Below are 20,260 nucleotides of genomic sequence, written 5' to 3'. Positions count from 1 at the left end.
TCGGCTCGTTTCTTTTCTACCGACACGCCGCAATGGCCAATGTGGCCGCCGCGGTACGGGTCTCCACGCCGAGTTTCACGTAGACGTGCTCCAGGTGCTTGTTCACCGTGCGGGGCGAGAGGCCGAGGATGTCGCCGATGTCGCGATTGGTCTTGCCGCAGGCGACCCAGTGCAGCACCTCGACCTCGCGCCCGGTCAGCTGGTAGCGGCTGCTGAGCGGTGCCAGGTCCAGCGCGGTCCTGGCGTCCGGGCGGCTCGCTGGCAGGCTGCGCGCCGCCTGGAGTTCGCGCGCCGTGCGCAGGTGGGCCGCGACCCGTGCCAGGACCTCATCGGTCTTGAGTGGCTTGGTCACGTAGTCGATGCCGCCCGCGGCGAAGGCCTCCACCACATGCTCGGTTTCGGTCAGGGCGGTCATGAACAGCACCGGGATATCAGCCAGTTCGGCCTGGGCCTTTATGCGTCGACAGGTCTCGAAGCCATCCAGGCCGGGCATCATGGCATCCAGTAGCACCACGTCCGGTCGGCGGCGCTGCATGCGCTCCAGGGCACTGGCGCCGTCCAGGGCCACCAGCACCATGTAGCCGCTGGCGTCCAGGGCGTCGGAGAGCAGGGCGAGGTTGTCCGGGGTGTCGTCGACGATCAGCACCACGCTGGGCGGTAGGGCGGCGGTCATGGATTCTCTCCTTCCAGGGGCAGGTCGGCCGGCTGCAGCGCGTCTTTGACCCGGCGGTTGAAGTCGTTGAGCTGAAAGCGTTTGACCAGTGCGCGCAGGGTATCGACATAGACAGCGCTGGCTGGCTCCTCGCGTTCGATGCGATCCAGGCAGGCGTGGATGCCTTTCACATAGCCCAGCGCACCCAGCTCCTGTAACGCTTTCAGATTGGCTACGCTCGGTGATTGGAGCGACACCGATCGCCTGCCAAGCGGTTCGGCGGTCCGCTCCAGCCAGGTCAGGTCCAGGTGCGTCCTGATCTTTTCCAGCAGCTGCGGCGTATGGACCGGTTTGGCCAGGTAATCGTCGCAGGCGGCCGCGGTGCTGCGTTCGCGATCGACGGCGAAGGCATTGGCGGAAATGACGATGATCGGCGCCCTGGACAGGCCGTTGCGGCGGATCAGCGCGCTGGTCTCCAACCCGTCCAGCAGCGGCATGGAAAGATCCATGAGGATGAGGTCCGGCTGCCAGAGGGCCACTTGGCGGATGGCGTCCTGGCCATTGGCGGCCTCCGCCAGTTCGAAGCCCAAGGGTTCGAGCATGCCGGCCAGCACCCGGCGGTGATCCAGATGGTCGTCCACCAGCAGCACCCGGCGCCGTGGGCCCTGATAGCCGCTGATGCTGTGTTCGACGTGAACCAGCGCCCGGGGCACCCGTACTTCGGACAGGAACAGGCGCACCACGAAGCGGGTGCCCTGGCCGGGTGTGCTGGTCACGTCCAAGGCGCCGCCCATCAGCGTCACTAGCATGCGGGTGATGGTCAGGCCCAGTCCCAGGCCGTTGTCCTGGCGCAGCGGATCGCCCCGTTCGAAGGGTTGGAACAGCCGCTCCAGCTGTTCCGCGGCGATGCCCAGGCCGCTGTCGATGACCTCGAAGGTGGCGGTTTCCCGCGCATAGGTGACCGCCAGGATCACGCCGCCCTGGTCGGTGTAGCGCACGGCGTTGCCGAGCAGATTGATGAGGATCTGCCGCACCCGCTTTTCATCGCCACGCACCACGGCGGGCAGGCGTCCGTCGACCTCGAGGGCAAAGCTCAGGCCCTTGTCCTGGGCCTGGGGGGTGAACATCTGCTGCAGCTGTTCGAGAAATTCCGGAAAGGGGATTTCCGAGGGTTCTAGCTGCAGCTTGCCCGCTTCGATCCGAGCCACGTCGAGCAGGCCGTCGATCAGCGAGAGCAGGTGCGAGCCATTGCGGTAGATGGTGGCCAGGGAGTCCAACTGACGGTGGCTGCTGGCCGGATCGCGCTGCAGGATCTGGGTGTAGCCGAGGATGCTGTTCAGCGGCGTGCGTAATTCGTGGGACAAGCCCGTGACGTAACGGCTCTTCGCGGCATTGGCGGCTTCCGAGGCCTCCTTGGCCCGCTGCAGGGCTTCGTCGGTCTTGCGGTGCGCCTCGATCTCCTGCATCAGCAGCGCGGTCTGCCGGTTCGATTCCTCCAGCGCCACATGGCGGCTCTCGCGGGTCAGCACCACCCACCAGGCGAGGGCGCCGGCAAACAGCGTGAGCACCATGAAGGCTTTGAAGAAGCCCTGATACAACAGGTGGCGTTCATCGACCTGCAAGCCCTGGGAAACCTGGCTGTAGATCAGCGCCAGGGCGCAGAACATCAGCCCGACCAAGACCAGCAGCACGCCCAGGTAGTGCGCCAGGCGGGTATGCAGGCGCGGCACCGAGGTGTTCGGCAGCAGCCAGCGCAGCAGGGTGTCGACCTGCTCGGCCAGGCGCGCCCTGGGTTTGCAGAGATCGCCACAGCGCGCATCCAGGGCGCAGCAGAGCGAGCAGATGGGCGCGCCGTAGGCAGGGCAGAAGGCGATGTCTTCGCGCTCGAAGGCGTTGGTGCAGAGCACGCATTCCAGATGGACCTGCGCGGGGTGCAGCAATTTCAGCACGCTGGTCCGGGCGATGTAGTAGCGACCCCGGGTGAGCCAGGCCAGCAGCGGCGCGCAGATCAGGGCGGAGACCAGGGACACCAGGGGCGAGGCAGCCTGGGCCAGGGCGCCGAACAGCACCGCATGGGCCAGACCGGAAAGCAGCGAGGCGAGCAGCATGGCGCCGACGCCGACCGGGTTGATGTCGTAGAGGTGCGCCCGTTTGAATTCTATGTGCCGGGGCGACAGCCCCAGAGGCTTGTTGATCACCAGGTCGGCGACCACGGCGCCGATCCAGGCGATGGCGATGTTGGCATAGAGCCCGAGCACCTCCTGGATGGCCTCGAACACCCCCAGCTCCATCAGCATCAGGGCGATCAGCACGTTGAACACCAGCCAGACTACCCGTCCCGGGTGGCTGTGGGTGACCCGGGCGAAGAAGTTGGACCAGGCCAGAGAGCCGGCGTAGGCATTGGTCAGGTTGATCTTGACCTGGCTGACGATGACGAACAGCACCATGGCCCCCATGGCCCAGCCAGGTGAGGCGAACACGTAGCCGAAGGCGACCAGGTACATCTGGGTGGGTTCGGCGGCGCGCTCCAGGGGAATCTCGTGCTGCAGGGCGAGAAAGGCCAGAAAGGCGCCGGCCAGCATCTTCAGGGCGCCAGGCACTATCCAGCCGGGACCGGCCATCAGCAGCGCCGCCCACCAGCGCCGGCGATTCTGCGCGGTCTTTTCCGGCAGAAAGCGCAGGTAGTCGACCTGTTCGCCCACCTGGGTCACCAGGGCGAGGGCCACGGTACAGGCGGCGCTGAAGGACAGCAGGTTGAAGGCCCCGGCCTCGCCCTCGCGACCGGCGAAGGTGGTCCAGTCCGCCAGGGCCCCGGGATTCTTGGCGATGACGAAGGCATAGGGCAACAGCAGCAGGGTCAGCCAGAGCGGCTGGCTCCAGAGCTGCAGGCGATTGATCAGGGTGATGCCATAGGTCACCAGGGGGATGACGATGATCGAGCAGATGACATAGGCCAGGGCCAGCGGAATGCGGAAGTACAGCTCCAGGGCCAGCGCCATGATCGCCGCTTCCAGGGCGAAGAACAGAAAGGTGAAGCTGGCGTAGATCAGCGAGGTGATGGTCGAGCCGATGTAGCCGAAGCCGGCACCCCGGGTCAGCAGGTCCATGTCCACCCCGTAGCGCGCCGCGTAGTAGCTGATCGGCAGGGCGGTAAGAAAGATCACCAGGCTCGCCGCCAGCACCGCCCAGAGGGTATTGGTGAAGCCGTAGCTGATCGCCAGGGCGCCACCGATGGCTTCCAGGGCCAGAAAGGACACGGCGGCCAGCGCGGTGTTGGCGATGCGGAACTCCGACCACTTGCGAAACGACCGGGGCGTGTAGCGCAGGGCGTAGTCTTCCAGCGTCTCGTCGGCCACCCAGCTGTTGTAGTCCCTGCGGATCTTGGCGATGCGTTGCGTCCCGGTCTGCTGCACGGCAGGGCTCCTGGGGTCTGCGTGGCGGTGTTCAGGCAAGTTCCATGCCTCGGTCGTCTTGGCGTCCTGCCCCTCCGTGGCCACGGTCTGCCCGGCTTGGCGTGCTCCGCGCGGGCGCGCGACAGACAGAGCATGCCTCAGGGCGTTGCAGCGGGCTGTACGTCAGATGACGTAGGCCGTTACGTCATCCTGCGTATGTTCCGCGCCGGCTGTCCCAGCCCATCCTTGCTGCGCAGCGCAAGCCGCAGTCCCGGTCCCTGGGGGCGACCGGCACATCACCTAGAGGAGCGACAAGATGCACAGATCAGCGGGCGTGAAATCCAGTCTTCCGCGACGCCTGGCACTGGGCGCCGCGGCATTGTCCCTGTTGGCAGCCAGCGTGTTCAGTCAGGGCGTGATGGCGGACGCCGCCAATAGCACGGGCCTGGCCGTGACCGATACCACCGTGACCGTCGGCCAGTTGCATTCCGCCACCGGCACCATGGCCATCTCCGAGACCGGGGCCATCCAGGCCGAGCGGCTGGCCATCGAGCAGATCAACGCCCAGGGCGGGGTGCTCGGGCGGCAGGTCAAGATCATCCAGGAAGACGGCGCCTCCGACTGGCCGACCTTCGCCGAAAAGGCCAAGAAGCTGCTGGAGGCCGACAAGGTCGCGGCGGTGTTCGGCTGCTGGACCTCGGCGTCGCGCAAGGCGGTGCTGCCGATCTTCGAGAAGGACAACGGCCTGCTCTACTACCCGACCTTCTACGAGGGCCTCGAGCAGTCGAAGAACGTCTTCTACACCGGCCAGGAAGCCACCCAGCAGATCCTCTCGGCGCTGGACTGGCTGGCCAAGGAGAAGGGCGCCAAGACCTTCTACCTGGTGGGCTCGGACTACATCTGGCCGCGGACCTCGATGAAGATCGCCCGCAAGCACATCGAGAACGTGCTGCATGGCGAGGTGGTGGGGGAGGAGTACTACCCGCTGGGCGGCACCCAGTTCGGCTCCCTGACCAACAAGATCAAGCTGAAAAAGCCCGATGTGGTCTTTGCCGCGGTAGTCGGGGGTTCCAACGTCGCCTTCTACAAGCAGCTCAAGGCGGCTGGGATCACCTCGGCCAAGCAGAATCTGCTCACCCTCTCGGTGACCGAGGATGAAATGCTCGGCATCGGCGGCGAGAACATGGCCGGCTTCTACTCCTCGATGAAGTACTTCCAGACCCTGGACAATCCCAACAACAAGGCCTTCGTCGAGGCCTTCAAGGCCAAGTACGGCAAGGATGCGGTGGTGGGCGACGTCACCCAGGCGGCCTATCTCGGTCCCTGGCTGTGGAAAATGGCGGTGGAGAAGGCCGGCAGCTTCGATGTCGACAAGGTGGTCGCGGCGTCTCCGGGCCTGGAGCTGAAAACCGCCCCGGAAGGCTATGTGAAGGTCCACGAGAACCATCACCTCTGGAGTCGCTCGCGTATCGCCCAGATCCAGCCGGACGGCACCTTCAAGGTGGTCCACGAATCCGCCGATCTGATCGAGCCCAATCCCTTCCCCAAAGGCTACCAATAAGCCTTGCCTGACCGGAGGCGTCGCCTCACCGACGCCTCCGTCCACCTTCGCGGGGAGATCTCCATGGAAAGCTTATCCGACTTCGGCGCGATCGCCGTGATGCAGGGCTTCAACGGCCTTTCGGTGTTCTGCGTGTTGCTGCTGATGGCGCTGGGACTGGCGATCATCTTCGGGCAGATGGGCGTGATCAACATGGCCCACGGCGAATTTCTCACCGTGGGGGCCTACACCACCTACGTGATGTCTTCGCTGACCCTGCACCTGTTTCCGGCCTTGCAGCCCTATTACTTCTTTTTCGCCCTGATCCTGGCGTTCTTCGTCGCCGGGGCCATCGGCTGGCTGGTGGAGTGGGCAATGATCAGCCGGCTCCACCAGCGCCCGCTGGACACCCTGCTGGCCACCTGGGGCCTGTCGCTGATCCTGCAGCAGGTGTTTCGTTCGGTCTTCGGCGCCCGCGAGGTCAGCGCCGAACTGCCGGAATGGATCATGGGCTCCTGGAGTCCGACCGCCAGCATCGACATCCCCAAGAACGGCCTGTTCGTCATGGTCGTGACCGCGCTGCTGACCCTGACCCTGTTCTTCATGCTGTATCGCTCGCGCTGGGGGCTGCAGGTGCGCGCCACCATGCAGAACCGGGTGATGGCCCGCGCCGTGGGCATTAACACCCGCCGCGTGGATCGCCTGACCTTCGCCCTGGGCTGCGGCGTAGCCGGGGTGGCGGGCGCGGCCTTCACCACCATCGGCTCCATCGGCCCGACCTCGGGCTCGCTGTACATCGTCGATACCTTCCTGGTGGTGGTCTTTGGTGGGGCAGCCAGTCTGCTCGGCACCATCGCCTCCGCCTTTGGCATCGCCCAGGCGCAGTCGCTGCTGGAATTCTTCCTGTCCGGTTCCATGGCCAAGGTGCTGACCCTGTCGGCGGTGATCCTCATCCTGATGCTGCGGCCCCAGGGGCTGTTCTCGGCAAAAGTCCGCAAGTAGGGAGTCCATGATGAACAAGGCAATCGACAACCTGCTGGGTGGCCGGCAGGGCGCCTTCGGCCTACTGGTACTGGCCGCGCTGATGCTGCTGGTGTTTCCGCTGACCCTGGATATCTTCCGCCTGAGCATGGTCGGCAAATACCTGACCTATGCCTTCGTCGCGGTCGGGCTGGTGCTCTGCTGGGGCTATGGCGGCATCCTCAGCCTGGGGCAGGGCATCTTCTTCGGCCTCGGCGGCTATTGCATGGCGATGTTCCTCAAACTGGAGGCCTCGGACCCGGAGAGCACCCGGATCCAGTCCACGCCCGGCATCCCGGACTTCATGGACTGGAACCAGATCACCGAACTGCCCTGGCTCTGGCAGCCGTTCCACAGCTTCGGCTTCACCCTGTTGGCGGTGATCGCGGTCCCGGTGTTGCTGGCTTTCATCATCGGCCTGGCGATGTTCAAGCGGCGGGTAGGGGACGTGTATTTTTCCATCGTCACCCAGGCCATCGCCGCCATCCTGACCATTCTCATCATCGGTAAGCAGGGCCTCACCGGCGGGGTCAACGGCATCACCGACCTGAAGACGCTGCTGGGCTGGGACATCCGTTCGGACAGCGCCAAGGTGGTGCTCTACTTCGTCAACGCGGCGCTGCTGTTCGGCTGCATCCTGCTCGCCCGCTTCGTGCTGGCCTCCAAGCTGGGCCGGCTGCTGGTGGCCATGCGCGACAAGGAGGAGCGGGTGCGCTTCTCCGGCTACGACGTGGCCAGCTTCAAGATCTTCGTGTTCTGCCTGGCCGCGGCCTTTTCCGCGGTGGGCGGCGCCATGTTCGCCCTGCAGGTGGGCTTCATGTCGCCGTCCTTCGTCGGCATCGTGCCCTCCATCGAGATGGTCATCTTCGCCGCGGTCGGCGGGCGGCTGTCCTTGCTGGGCGCGGTGTACGGCGCGCTGCTGGTGAATTTCGGCAAGACCTACTTTTCCGAGTCCTTCCCCGAACTCTGGCTGTACCTGATGGGCGGACTCTTCATCGTGGTCGTCCTCTATTTCCCCAATGGCCTGGCCGGTCTGTGGAAGAGCCATGGCCAGCGTCTGGTGGCGCGTCTGAAACGCCAGCCGGCGGGCGCGCCCGCCGCCTTGTCAGCGCCACCCACGGCAACCAAAGCCTCCCGCCTGGAGACCACGCCATGAATACCAGTCCCGTCGGTTTCCAGCTCGCCAAGCCGGTACTGGCCATCGAAGGCCTGACCGTCTCCTTCGACGGCTTCAAGGCGGTGAACGACCTCAATCTCTATGTCGACCGCAACGAGGTGCACGTGGTGATCGGCCCCAATGGCGCCGGCAAGACCACGGTACTGGACCTGATCTGCGGCAAGACCCGCGCCACCGCCGGCAGCATCGAATTCAACGGTCGGGAACTGACCCGGATGAAGGAATTCGACATCGTTCGCGCAGGTGTCGGCCGCAAGTTCCAGAACCCCTCGATCTACGAGAATCTCACGGTGTTCGAGAACCTGGAGATGTCCTATCCCGAAGGCCGCAACGTGTTCGGCGCGCTGTTCTTCAAGCGCAGCGCCGCGGTGGTCGCGCGGGTGCAGGCGGTGGCCGCGGAGATCTTTCTCGCCGACCTGCTGCACCAGCAGGCCGATCTGCTCTCCCACGGCCAGAAGCAGTGGCTGGAGATCGGCATGCTGCTGATGCAGGACCCGGAACTCCTGATGCTCGACGAGCCGGTGGCGGGCATGAGCGTGTCCGAACGGGCCCAGACCGCCGAGCTGCTCAACCGCATCAGCGAGGGGCGCTCGGTGCTGGTCATCGAGCACGACATGGAATTCGTCAAGAGCATCGCCCACAAGGTCACGGTGCTGCACCAGGGCAAGGTGCTGGCCGAAGGCAGCATGGAGGCGGTGCAGAGCAATCCCAAGGTCATCGAGGTGTACCTGGGGCACTGAGCCTTCGCCTCCAGCCCTTTTCCTGCAGTCGATCACGGGAGATCCCGGTCATGTTCACCATCCAGAACCTCGTCTCCGGCTACGGTCAGAGCCGCATCCTTTACGACCTCAGCCTGGACGTGGCGCACAAGGAAATCGTCGCCGTCATGGGCCGCAACGGCATGGGCAAGAGCACCCTGTTCCGCAGCCTGATGGGCATTCTGCCGACCTGGAGCGGCCACGTGGCGGTGGACGGCCAGGACGTCTCCCGGCTGGAGACCCACCAGCGTGTCGAGCGCGGCATCGCCTATGTGCCCCAGGGGCGGATGATCTTTTCCCATATGACGGTGCTGGAAAACATCCAGACCGGCCTGCCGGCCTCGGCCCGGGGCCGGGTACCGGACGACCTCTATGCGCTCTTCCCCGTGCTGCACGGGATGCGCCAGCGCAAGGGTGGCAACCTCTCCGGTGGCCAGCAGCAACAACTGGCCATCGCCCGCGCCCTGGCCACCAATCCCAAGGTGCTGCTGCTGGATGAGCCGACCGAGGGCATCCAGCCCTCGATCATCAAGGACATCGCCCGCACCCTGAAGGAGATCCGCAGCATGCGTGACCTGACCATCGTGGTCTCCGAGCAGGTGCTGTCCTTCACCCTCGACATCGCCGACCGTTTCCTGGTGATCGAGAAGGGCCGCTTCGTGGTCGAGGAAACCCGCGACAAGGTCGACGAGGCGACCATCAGCCGCTATCTGTCGGTCTGACTCCGGCGCTCTGCGCGGCCGCCCTGCAGCAGCACGGCGGCCGCTTCGCGCATGCCCGCGAAACGTCAGCTGCGCCTCGTCCAGCCTGGGCTTGCGCCTACGTCATCCAACGTATTTGCAGCCCCGACCCCAGCCCCGAGACTGAGCCGGAACCCTCCCGCTACCGCCAACAGCCAGGAGCTGCGCGATGACCGACACCCTGATCCAGGTCGACCTCAACCAGGCCGCCACCGACAACGAAAACGTCCACAACCGCTGGCATCCGGACATCCCCATGGCCTGTTGGGTCAAGCCGGGGGATGACTTCATCCTGGAAACCTACGACTGGACCGGCGGCGCGATCAAGAACGACGACGATGCCAGCGACGTGCGCGATGTCGACCTGTCGACCGTGCACTACCTGTCCGGGCCGGTGGGCGTGAAGGGCGCCGAGCCGGGCGACCTGCTGGTGGTCGATCTGCTCGACATCGGCGCCAAGGCCGAGTCGCAGTGGGGCTTCAACGGCTTCTTTTCCAAGCAGAACGGCGGTGGCTTTCTCACCGATTACTTTCCATCGGCGCAGAAATCCATCTGGGACTTCGAGGGCATGTTCACCAGGAGCCGCCACATCCCGGGGGTGCGCTTCGCCGGCCTGATTCACCCGGGCCTGATCGGCTGCCTGCCGGATCCCAAGCTGCTGGCCGCCTGGAATGCCCGCGAGCAGGAGCTGATCGACAGCAATCCGACCCGGGTACCGCCCCTGGCCAACCCGCCGTTCGCCGCGACCGCTCACATGGGCAAGCTCACTGGCGCGGCCCGCGACGCGGCAGCCGCTACCGGCGCACGCACCGTGCCGCCGCGCGAGCATGGCGGTAACTGCGACATCAAGGACCTGTCGCGGGGCTCGAAGGTCTTCTTCCCCGTCTATGTGGAAGGCGCAGGCCTTTCGGTGGGCGATCTGCACTTCAGCCAGGGCGACGGCGAGATCACCTTTTGCGGCGCCATCGAGATGGCCGGCTGGGTGCACATGAAGGTCGAGCTGATCAAGGGCGGCATGGCCAAGTACGGCATCAGGAATCCCATCTTCAAGCCCAGCCCCATCGTGCCCACCTACAACAACTTCCTGATCTTCGAAGGCATCTCGGTGGATGACGCCGGCAAGCAGCACTACCTGGACGTCAACCTGGCGTACCAGCAGGCCTGCCTGAATGCCATCGAGTACCTGAAGAAGTTCGGCTACAGCGGCGCGCAGGGTTATTCGCTGCTGGGCTCGGCGCCGGTTCAGGGCCACATCAGCGGGGTGGTCGACATTCCCAACGCCTGCGCCACCCTCTGGCTACCGACGGACATCTTCGAATTCGACATCAACCCCAGCGCCGCCGGGCCTACCCGCTACCTGGACGGCAGCATCGACATGCCCATCGCCTACGACAAGTGAGCCGCCCGGGCGCGGCCCTCCGCCGTGCCCAGCCCGCCAGGAGTTCGCCATGCCGATCTACGAATACGACTGCCCGCACTGCGGTGACTTCACCCTGCTGCGGCCCATGGCCCAGCGCGACGATCCTTGCAACTGCCCCGACTGTGCCGCGCCCAGCCCTCGGGTGATCCTCAGTGCCCCCGGCCTGGCTACCTTGGCCGGGGGCCAGCGCCGTGCCCACGAGACCAACGAACGTGCGCGCCACGCCCCCCAATCGCTGGAGGAATACAAGGCCAAGCGCAGCCACGGTGCCGGCTGCAGTTGCTGCGCCCCGAGCAAGCCGGTGGCGCGCAGCAAGGCCAATCCCCATGGGCTGAAGACCAGTCCGTCCAATCGGCCCTGGATGATCAGTCACTGATCTCCGCGTCATCCCTTCGAGGAGCAACCCAATGCGCCATGGCGATATTTCCAGCAGCCCCGACACCGTCGGCGTAGCTGTCGTCAACTACCGGATGCCGCGCCTGCACAGCAAGGCGGAGGTGCTGGCCAACGCCCAGCAGATCGCTGCGATGATCAAGGGCATGAAGCTCGGCCTGCCGGGCATGGACCTGGTGGTGTTCCCCGAATACAGCACCATGGGGATCATGTACGACCGCGACGAGATGATGGCCACCGCCGCGACCATTCCCGGCGAGGAGACGGCGATCTTCGCCGCCGCCTGCCGCGAGGCCAGGACCTGGGGGATCTTTTCCCTCACCGGCGAGCGGCACGAGGAGCACCCGCACAAGGCCCCGTACAACACCCTGGTGCTGATCAATGACCAGGGCGAGATCGTGCAGAAGTACCGCAAGTGTATTCCCTGGTGCCCCATCGAAGGCTGGTATCCCGGTGACCGCACCTATGTCAGCGAAGGTCCCAAGGGCCTGAAGATCAGCATGATCATCTGCGATGACGGCAACTACCCGGAAATCTGGCGCGACTGTGCGATGAAGGGCGCCGAGCTGATCGTGCGCTGCCAGGGCTACATGTACCCGGCCAAGGAGCAGCAGGTGCTGATGGCCAAGACCATGGCCTGGGCCAACAACTGCTACGTGGCGGTGGCCAACGCCACCGGCTTCGACGGGGTGTACAGCTACTTCGGCCATTCGGCGCTGATCGGCTTCGATGGCCGCACCCTGGGCGAATGCGGGGAGGAGGAGATGGGCATCCAGTACGCCCAGCTTTCGGTGTCGCAGATCCGCGATGCGCGCGCGAACGACCAGTCGCAGAACCACCTGTTCAAGTTGCTGCATCGCGGCTACACCGGGATCTACAACTCCGGCGATGGCGACAAGGGCGTGGCCGACTGTCCCTTCGACTTCTATCGCACCTGGGTCCTGGATGCGCAGAAGGCCCAGGCCGACGTCGAGCGGATGACTCGCTCCACCATCGGGGTGGCGGACTGCCCGGTGGGCGAGCTGCCGCATCCCGGTCAGGAACGTCAACTGGGTTAGCGCTGGCGGCGCGAGGAGCGAGCCATGCCTTTCGTCAATGACCTGATCGAGCATAACCGTGGCCAGCTCGCCCGCGAGGGACAGGGGCCTTTGCCCTCGCGCTTCCTGTTCGAGCCGGCAGCGGTCATGGCCCTGCTGCGAGCGCGCATCCTGGGCCAGGCCAGGGTGCTCGATGAGGTGGAAGCCCTGCTCAAGGTGGTCAAGGCCGACATCGGCGATCCGGAAAGGCCCCTGGGTGTCAGTCTGTTCCTTGGCCCCACCGGCGTCGGCAAGACCGAGATCGTGCGCCTGCTGGCCCAGGCCATCCACGGCCGCGCGGACGCCCTCTGCCGCATCGACATGAACACCCTGGCCCAGGAGCACTATGCTGCGGCCCTGGCCGGCGCGCCGCCCGGCTACGTGGGCAGCAAGGAAGGCACCACGCTGTTCGATGCCGAGGCTATCGCCGGCAGCTACGGCCGCCCTGGCATCGTGCTGTTCGACGAGCTGGAAAAGGCCGATCGCCAGGTCATCCGTACCCTGCTGAACGTGCTCGACAGCGGCCAACTGGTGCTCAGCGCCGGCAGCAAGCGCCTGGACTTTCGCAACAGCCTCATTTTCATGACCAGCAACCTGGGCGCCCGCGCCGTCCAGCAGCAGCATGCCCGCTTCGCGCGCGGCTGGCGTCGTTGGCTCAAGCTGTCGGCGGATCCCGGCGCGATCCTGGAAGAGGCGCTGCATGGGCACTTCGATCCGGAATTTCTCAATCGTATCGAGCGGATCCTGGCCTTCGAGCACATCGACCAGGATTGGCTACCCGGGCTGCTCGCCATCGAGCTGGACAAGCTCAATCAGCGTCTGGGCCGCCGGGGAAAAAGCCTGGAGTTGCACGACAGCGCCAGGGCCTTCCTGACGCGTGGTCACGATGTCCGCTTCGGCGCGCGCGGTCTGGTCCGGCGGCTGCGCCGGCTATTGGAGCCGGCAGTGGCAGACTGTCTGCTGGCGCAGCCGCTGGCCGTCCGGTTGCTGGCGATCCAGGAGGGGGAGCGTCTGGTGGTGCGTGAGGTAGACGCCGGCTGAGGGCTTCCCACCGGGCTCGGGACCCGATCCGGGTTCCCGAGCCTGGGGCTGCGCTAGTGGGCGCTGCGACTTGCCAACCACGCCCGCCACCCACCATGGTCGGTAATGTCCTCGGCGCCGGCGAGGCCGTAGGGCTCGCAGATGAAGCCGGTTTCCCAGCTGCCATCGGCCAGTTCCACCTTGCCCAGGCCGAGCGGGGCGGGGATGCCGGTGAGAAAGCTGCCCAGTTCGCTGCTGGGCAGCTCCCAGACTTCCACCTCGATGGCGGCGCCGTCTTCGGCGACCCGGACCATGCCGGGACGGAGCGGCGGGCCGCCGGCCAGGGCGTGGAGGCGATAGTGCGGCGCGCTCTGGGTCAGGGCGAGGCGTCGGCCGCCGCGGGCGAGCAACTGGCCGTTGAGCGGCAGTCCCTGCAGGTGGGCACCGCAGACCACCAGGCGGGCGCGGTCATGGCGGGCAGGGCGTGCCGGCAGGCTGGCGCCTGGGAGGGCGCCGCCAACCAGGGGCAGGCCCTGGGCGTCCTGCAGGGCCGCGGCCAGGCTCAGCAGGTACTGGTCGGTGAAGACCCGGCCGAACAGCGTCACGCCCCAGGGCAGTCCATTGGTCATGACACCGGCTGGCACGGCCACCGCGGCGTAGTCCAGCAGGTTCATGAAGTTGGTGTAGTAGCCCAGATCGGCGTTGCGGGCGACCGGCTCGGCGGCCAGTTCGGCCAGGGTCACCGGACGTGGATAGGTGGGGGTGAGCACGCAATCCAGCTCGGCCAGCAGGGCATCGCACTGGGCTTTCAATGCCTGCAGGCGATAGCCGGCGCGAAAAGCGTCCACTGCCGTGGTGCCGGGCGCCTTTTCCAGCACGGCGCGAATCACCGGCAGCACCGCGTCCGGCTCGGTCTCGATCAGGTCGCCGGCCACGCTGTAGCGCTCGGCCACCCAGGGACCTTCATAGAGCAGGCGCGCGGCTTCCAGGAAGGGCGCAAGATCCAGCGGCACGGCTTCGCCACCCAGGGCTTCCAATTGCGTCTTGGCGGCCGCGAACAGCGCCGGGCTTTCCGGGCAGCCGAGGAATTCCAGCTGGGTCGGGACGCCGAAGCGAAAGGGCCGCGGTCGGCCGAAGGCACTGGCGTCGTTCCACTGCGGATTGGCGCGGCTGTAGGGGTCGCGCGGATCGAGGCGGGCGGTGAGCGCCAGCAGGGTGCTGGCTTCGGCGGCGGTGGCGGTAAAGAAGGTCACGCAATCCAGGGTCTGGCAGGCGGGCACCACGCCGGCGGTGGACAGCAATCCCTTGCTGCCCTTGAGGCCCACCAGGTTGTTCAGCCCCGCAGGTATGCGCCCCGACCCGGCGGTGTCGGTGCCCAGGGCGAAGCTGGCGACGCCCAGGGCCACGGCCAGGGCCGACCCGGCACTGGAGCCGCCGGAAGGATAGGCCGGGTGGACGCTGTTACGGCAGGCGCCATAGGGCGAACGGGTGCCATTGAGGCCGGTGGCGAACTGGTCGAGATTGCACTTGCCGAGGGGCACGGCGCCCAGGGCGACCAGCTGCTCCACCAGGGTCGCCGAGCGCTCGGGCACATAGGCATAGGCCGGGCAGGCCGCCGTGGTGGGGATGCCGGCGAGGTCGATGTTGTCCTTGATGGCGAAGGGGATGCCATAGAGCGGCAGCTCGGCGGGATCGCGGTCGTCCAGGACGGCGAGATAGGGCTCCAGCTCGGCCGGGGTCAGCAGGTGGATGAACAGCCGGTACTCGGGATTGAGCTGGGCGGCTCTTTCCAGCAGTTCAGCGATGAGGACTCGTGGTGTCTGGGTACCGGCGGCATAGGCGGCGCTCAGGGTGTCGAGGCGCAGATCGAATGTCATGGTGGCTTCCTTCACGTCTTGTCGATGACCAGCAGGCGCTGGCCGGCGCGGATCGGCGAGCCGGGCTGGACCTGCAGGTCGTGGATCCGGCCGCTGCAGGGGGCGAGCAGCGGGATTTCCATCTTCATGGACTCCAGGATCAGCAGCGGCTGGCCGGCTTCCACCTGATCGCCCGGTTGCACCTGGGCCTGCCAGAGATTGCCGGCCACCGGACTTTCCAGGGCCAATTGGTGGCTGGCGAGGGGGGCGTCTTCGGTCGCTTCGACGGCGGCTTCCTGGCTGTCGAAATGCGCCTGGCCGGAGTCGATCCAGCGTTGCCGCTCCGCGGCGAAGGCGCTCTGCTGGCGCCCGCGAAAGGTGGCGATGCCCTCGGCTTCGCGGGCCAGAAAGGCCTGGTAGTCGGCCAGGGACAGTTCGCTCTCTTCGATGCGCAGAGGTACCCGACCCAGGGGGAAGTCGGCGCGGATGCGCAGCAATTCCTCCGCCGAGACTTCATAGAAGCGGATCTGATCGAAGAAGCGCAGCAGATAGGGTTGGCCGTGGAAGGCCTCGACTTCGCGATAGCGATTCCACATCTGCAGGGTGCGCCCGACGAACTGGTAGCCGCCGGGGCCTTCCATGCCATAGACGCACAGATAGGCGCCGCCAATGCCCACCGAATTTTCCGCGGTCCAGGTGCGCGCCGGGTTGTACTTGGTAGTGACCAGCCGATGGCGCGGATCCAGGGGGGTGGCCACCGGTGCACCGAGGTAGACATCGCCGAGGCCCATCACCAGGTAGCTGGCGTCGAAGACGATGCGCTTGACCGCCTCCAGCGACTCCAGGTCATTCACCCGGCGGATGAACTCCAGGTTGCTCGGGCACCAGGGCGCGTCCTTGCGTACCGTGGTGGTGTATTTCTCGATGGCCAGGCGGCAGGCCGGATCGTCCCAGGACAGCGGCAGATGGACGATGCGCGAGGGTACCCGCAGGTCCTGGGCATCGCCCAGCGCCTGCCAGCAGCGACTGACCGCCGCCAGCAACTCGGCCAGGGGCAGGGCCTCGGGCTGGTAGTGCACCTGCAGCGAGCGGATGCCGGGGGTGAGCTCGCACAGCCCGGGCAGTGCCAGGGCAGCCAGCGCCTGCATCAGGCCATGGCCGCGAAAGCGCAGGGCGAGGTCCAGCTCCGGTGGGCCGATCTCCAGCAGCAGATGGGTATCCCCGGAAAGCCGCGCCACCAGGCGCTCGGCGCCCTGGCCCAGGTCCAGCACCACGGGATCGCCACGCTCGGGCGAGATGGCGATCTCCGCCTGCGGCTGCAAGCCGCTTTCCTCGGCCAGGCGTGCCAGCTGCAGACGCCGCGCGGTGGCCAGGTCCACCGGCAGGAAGCGCACACGGTCACCGGCCTTGAGCTGGCCAAGTTGCCAGAGATCGGCCTCGATCACCGTGACCGGGCAGACGAAGCCGCCCAGGCTGGGGCCGTCCGGGCCAAGGATGACCGGCATGTCGCCGGTGAAGTCCACGGCGCCGACCGCATAGGGATTGTCGTGGATGTTGGATGGGTGCAGACCGGCTTCGCCGCCGTCTTCGCGGGTCCATTCCGGCTTGGGTCCGATCAACCGTACGCCGGTGCGGCTGGAGTTGAAGTGTACCTCCCAGTCGGTGGCGAGAAAGAGGTCCAGATAGGCCGGGCTGAAATAGTCCGGTGCACCATGGGGGCCATAGATGACGCGCAGGGTGCGGGTCTCGGCGAGCTGGGTGGTCAGGGCGGCGGGTAGCCGGGCCTCCGTGTGCGCGTCGGTCAGCGGGTGCAGGTGCAGCACGTCACCGGCGCGCAGGGCGCGGCCACCGTGGCCGCCGAACTGGCCAAGGGTGAAGGTGCTGCGGCTGCCCAGGTATTCGGGCAGGTCCAGACCGCCTCTCAGGCAGAGATAGCTGCGGGCGCCGGCGCCGGTGATGGCGCCCAGTTGCAGAATGGCACCCGTGGGTACGCGAAAGACGCTGTCCATGGCCTGGGGCTGGTCATCCAGCAGGATCGGCAGCGCCGCGCCGGTGACCGCCACCACGGCCTCGGTGTTGAACTTGAGGGTCGGGCCGGCCAGGGTGATTTCCAGGGCGGCCGCGCGGGCGTCGTTGCCGAGCAGGCGATTGCCCAGGCGCAGGGCGCGGTCGTCCATGGGGCCGGAAGGGGGAATGCCCACCGACCAGTAGCCGAGGCGTCCGGGGGCGTCCTGCACCGTGGTCTGGGTGCCGGCGCTGAGCACCTCCAGGGTGGTGGCCTGGTAGGTCAGGCCTTCCAGGCAGCGGGTCCAGGGCTGGCCGCTGGCGAAGGGCGGGGCGGCGAGGATCTGCCGCAGGTAGTCGCCGTTGGTTTCCACGCCATAGAGCCGGGTCGCGGCCAGGGCCTGGTCGAGACGCTGCCGAGCCGAGTCCCGGTCCGGGGCCCAGGCGATGACCTTGGCCACCAGCGGATCGAAATAGGGCGGGATCTCGCAGCCGGCCTCGACCCAGGTGTCCAGGCGCAGCGCCCGGCCATCCGCCGGTGGAAAGTCGACCTGGGTCAGCAGGCCCGGACTGGGCTGGAAGTCACGACCCGGGTCTTCGGCATAGAGGCGCGCCTGGATGGCATGGCCCTGGGGCTGCAGCCCCGCGGCGAGGGTTGCCAGCGGCGGCAGGTCGCCGGCGGCCAGTTCGATCATCCAGCGCACCAGGTCCACGCCCCAGACCTGCTCGGTGACGCCGTGCTCGACCTGCAGCCGGGTGTTCACCTCGAGGAAGTAGAAGCGGTCGGCGGCGCTGTCGTAGACGAACTCCACGGTACCGGCGCTGCGATAGCGCACCGCGCGCGCCAGCTCCAGCGCGGCGGCGCAGAGGGCCTCGGCCATGCCGGCCGGCAGGTTGGGCGCCGGGGTTTCCTCCAGCACCTTCTGGTTGCGGCGCTGTACCGAGCAATCGCGCACGCCCAGCGCCAGGACCTCGCCCTGACCATCGCCGAACACCTGCACCTCCAGGTGCCGCGCCCGCTCGATGTATTTCTCCAGGAAGACGCCGGCGTCGCTGAAGTTGTTCTGGCCGAGACGGCGCACGGCGTCGAAGGCCTCGGCGAGTTCAGTGTCCGTGCGGCACACGCGCATGCCGATGCCGCCACCGCCGGCAGTGCTCTTGAGCATCACCGGATAACCGATCTCCTGCGCGGCCGCCAGGGCCGCCTCCGGGGTCTCCAGCAGCTCGGTACCCTCCAGCAGCGGTACGCCCTGGGCGCGCGCCAGGGCCCGCGCCGTGTGCTTGAGTCCGAAGGTGCGCAGTTGCTCGGGGGTGGGACCGACGAAGGCGATGCCGGCGGCTTCGCAGGCTTCGGCGAAGGCGGCGTTCTCGGAGAGGAAGCCATAGCCGGGGTGGATGGCCTGGGCACCGCTCTGGCGCGCGACCTCGAGCAGCTTGGCGGTGTCCAGGTAGGTGGCCGCGGCGGCGCCTTCGCCCAGGCTGAAGGCCTGGTCGGCTTCGCTGACATGGCGGCTGGCGCGATCGGCTTCGCTGTAGACGGCGACCGCGGCGACGCCCAGGTCGCGCAGGGTGCGCTGGATGCGGCAGCTGATGGCGCCACGGTTGGCGATGAGCAGGGTGGTGAACATTCGAGGCGTCCTCGAAGGCGGCGGGCCGTCCCGCCAGATAAAAGCTCTCGGGGTCGTCCCCAAGAGGCCGCGCGAGGGCGGTGGGTCAGTCGGCGTCTAGCGCTTGCCGCGGTAGCCGTAGCGTCCGGCGCGGACTTCACACAGCCGATAGAGGTGCGGCCGCAGCCACTGCCAGAGCTGGCGTACGCGGGTCAGTCCCATAGCAGCACCTCGGCCGGGGTGGGATTCCAGCCGTTGCAGGGGTTGTTCAACTGCGGGCAGTTGGAGATCAGCAGGATGACGTCGGTCTCGGCGCGCAATTCCACGTACTTGCCGGCGCCGGAGATGCCATCGGCGAAGGTCAGGCCGCCATCCGCGGTCACCGGCACGTTCATGAAGAAGTTGATGTTGGCGCCGATGTCGCGCTTGCCCAGGCGCCCGTCATGGCCACCGGCGCAGAGGAAGTTGTCGCGGCAGCTGTGCATCTGCCGGCGGTCCAGGGCGTAGCGCACCGTGTTGCTCTCCTGGGAACAGGCGCCGCCCAGGGTGTCGTGGCGGCCACAGGTGTCGGCGACGATGGTCAGCAGCGGATTGCCCAGGTTGGAATAGAGCACGCTGCCGGTCGACAGATAGACCCGGCCCTGGCGTCTCAGGGTGCGCTGGGGATCGTAGCGCTCCTGGGGATTGGCGGCGGCGTAGAAGAGGGTGTCCACCGCCTGGTTGCCTTCCAGGTCATGGATGCGCAGGGTCTGGCCGGCCTTGACCTCCTTGAGGTAGGGCGCTCCGGCCGGCAGGACGGCGCGGTAGCTGGCATCTTCCGGGCGTTTGGTGCTGGCGATCAGGGTCATGGCGGGGCCTCAGAGGAAGTAGCGGGCGGTGTTCTGGAAGGCGCGCTCGTTTTCCGGGCGCGAGGTGCGGCAGCGCTCGGCCGCCTCGGGCGCGGCGCGCAACTGGGCGAGATCGACCGGGCGTGGTGCATAGACCGGATCCGGGTCCAGCGGATGCTGCAGGGCGGTCAGCACCACCAGGGTGTTCATGGGCGCATAGAGCTCGACCAGATCGCCGGCGCGGGAGTTGCCAGGCACGAAGGCAAAGGCGCCCTCGGCATCCACGTCCACCCGGCTGAACAGATTCAGGGTCATCAGCAGGTCTTCCAACCCCAGGCCCCACTTGGCCAGTTCCACCAGCAGGTTGTCGGTGCCGTTGCGGTGGAGGCCGTTGCGCAATTCCTGGTAGCGACCCGCGCCGTATTTTTCGGCCACCTCGGCGGCATTGGCCACGCCGCCGAAGCTGTCGTGCCAGCCGCAGGTGTCGCGCACCACGGCCGCCAGCACCCGTCCCATGTCGGAATAGAGGCAGTGTCCGGCGGTGAGACGGGCGGTGTGCTGGCCCTTGAGGGTATCCGGCAGATTCAGCCGCTCGCTGCGGTCATCGGCATTGAACAGCAGCAGGCTGACATTGGCGCCGCCTTCCACGTCGGTCAGGCGCAGGGTCTGGCCGCGGCGCAGGATGAAGGAGGCGGTACCGCCGCCGGGGACGCGTTCCTGGTAGAGCAGTTCTTCAGTCATGGGCAACCTCGTCAGATAAGGGCCGGCCGCGTCCCGG

The 20,260-nt window shown here is 66.9% G+C and carries 15 protein-coding genes; 9 read left to right on the top strand and 6 right to left on the bottom strand.

Annotated features, from left to right (window positions below; genetic code table 11):
* Window positions 1–16: 16 nt before the first annotated feature.
* On the bottom strand, window positions 17–673 hold the full coding sequence (locus tag DBY63_RS09365) for a response regulator (RefSeq protein WP_108581738.1): 657 nt from the start codon (window positions 671–673) through the stop codon (window positions 17–19).
* A complete protein-coding gene (locus tag DBY63_RS09360) occupies window positions 670–4,065 on the bottom strand; it encodes an ATP-binding protein (RefSeq protein ID WP_108581737.1) in 3,396 nt (1,131 codons plus the stop codon). Before DBY63_RS09360 ends, DBY63_RS09365 begins: the two co-directional genes overlap by 4 nt.
* Before the next feature lie 295 nt (window positions 4,066–4,360).
* Here DBY63_RS09360 and urtA point away from each other — a divergent pair, with 295 nt between their 5' ends.
* The 9 genes from urtA to DBY63_RS09315 all read left to right on the top strand — a co-directional run bounded on the left by urtA (window position 4,361) and on the right by DBY63_RS09315 (window position 13,209).
* Window positions 4,361–5,605 carry an urea ABC transporter substrate-binding protein gene (urtA, locus tag DBY63_RS09355; protein ID WP_108581736.1) on the top strand — a complete coding sequence of 415 codons (1,245 nt, stop codon included), beginning with the start codon at window positions 4,361–4,363 and terminating at the stop codon, window positions 5,603–5,605.
* 63 nt (window positions 5,606–5,668) lie between these two features.
* On the top strand, window positions 5,669–6,586 hold the full coding sequence (gene urtB, locus DBY63_RS09350; protein ID WP_108581735.1) for an urea ABC transporter permease subunit UrtB: 918 nt from the start codon (window positions 5,669–5,671) through the stop codon (window positions 6,584–6,586).
* A gap of 10 nt (window positions 6,587–6,596) precedes the next feature.
* Window positions 6,597–7,760 carry an urea ABC transporter permease subunit UrtC gene (gene urtC / locus DBY63_RS09345; protein WP_108581734.1) on the top strand — a complete coding sequence of 388 codons (1,164 nt, stop codon included), beginning with the start codon at window positions 6,597–6,599 and terminating at the stop codon, window positions 7,758–7,760.
* Window positions 7,757–8,521 carry an urea ABC transporter ATP-binding protein UrtD gene (gene urtD / locus DBY63_RS09340; protein WP_108581733.1) on the top strand — a complete coding sequence of 255 codons (765 nt, stop codon included), beginning with the start codon at window positions 7,757–7,759 and terminating at the stop codon, window positions 8,519–8,521. Before urtC ends, urtD begins: the two co-directional genes overlap by 4 nt.
* 50 nt (window positions 8,522–8,571) lie before the next feature.
* Window positions 8,572–9,261, top strand: coding sequence for an urea ABC transporter ATP-binding subunit UrtE (gene urtE, locus DBY63_RS09335; RefSeq protein ID WP_108581732.1), 690 nt, complete (start codon window positions 8,572–8,574; stop codon window positions 9,259–9,261).
* 187 nt (window positions 9,262–9,448) lie between these two features.
* Complete coding sequence (gene fmdA, locus DBY63_RS09330; protein WP_108581731.1) at window positions 9,449–10,678, top strand: formamidase; 1,230 nt, start codon at window positions 9,449–9,451, stop codon at window positions 10,676–10,678.
* A gap of 49 nt (window positions 10,679–10,727) precedes the next feature.
* Window positions 10,728–11,075 carry a zinc ribbon domain-containing protein gene (locus tag DBY63_RS09325; protein ID WP_042134146.1) on the top strand — a complete coding sequence of 116 codons (348 nt, stop codon included), beginning with the start codon at window positions 10,728–10,730 and terminating at the stop codon, window positions 11,073–11,075.
* A gap of 31 nt (window positions 11,076–11,106) precedes the next feature.
* On the top strand, window positions 11,107–12,150 hold the full coding sequence (locus DBY63_RS09320) for an aliphatic amidase (protein WP_108581730.1): 1,044 nt from the start codon (window positions 11,107–11,109) through the stop codon (window positions 12,148–12,150).
* Between the two features lie 24 nt (window positions 12,151–12,174).
* Window positions 12,175–13,209: an AAA family ATPase gene (locus tag DBY63_RS09315; protein ID WP_108581729.1), complete on the top strand. Its 1,035-nt coding sequence runs from the start codon at window positions 12,175–12,177 to the stop codon at window positions 13,207–13,209.
* Between the two features lie 53 nt (window positions 13,210–13,262).
* Here DBY63_RS09315 and atzF read toward each other — a convergent pair whose 3' ends face one another.
* The 4 genes from atzF to DBY63_RS09295 all read right to left on the bottom strand — a co-directional run bounded on the left by atzF (window position 13,263) and on the right by DBY63_RS09295 (window position 20,223).
* Entirely contained in the window at window positions 13,263–15,065 is a 1,803-nt protein-coding gene (gene atzF, locus DBY63_RS09310) for an allophanate hydrolase (RefSeq protein ID WP_108581728.1), read from the bottom strand.
* Between the two features lie 11 nt (window positions 15,066–15,076).
* Window positions 15,077–18,676 carry an urea carboxylase gene (gene uca, locus DBY63_RS09305; RefSeq protein ID WP_108581727.1) on the bottom strand — a complete coding sequence of 1,200 codons (3,600 nt, stop codon included), beginning with the start codon at window positions 18,674–18,676 and terminating at the stop codon, window positions 15,077–15,079.
* Window positions 18,677–18,867: 191 nt separating this feature from the next.
* A complete protein-coding gene (locus tag DBY63_RS09300; protein WP_108581726.1) occupies window positions 18,868–19,503 on the bottom strand; it encodes an urea amidolyase associated protein UAAP2 in 636 nt (211 codons plus the stop codon).
* Between the two features lie 9 nt (window positions 19,504–19,512).
* A complete protein-coding gene (locus DBY63_RS09295; RefSeq protein ID WP_108581725.1) occupies window positions 19,513–20,223 on the bottom strand; it encodes an urea amidolyase associated protein UAAP1 in 711 nt (236 codons plus the stop codon).
* Window positions 20,224–20,260 lie beyond the last annotated feature (37 nt).

This window comes from Pseudomonas sp. RIT411 (assembly GCF_003057735.2).
Taxonomy (GTDB): Bacteria; Pseudomonadota; Gammaproteobacteria; order Pseudomonadales; family Pseudomonadaceae; genus Chryseomonas; species Chryseomonas oryzihabitans.
The sequence above is the reverse complement of the archived record's forward strand: the minus strand, read 5'-3'. Positions and strand labels throughout refer to the sequence as shown.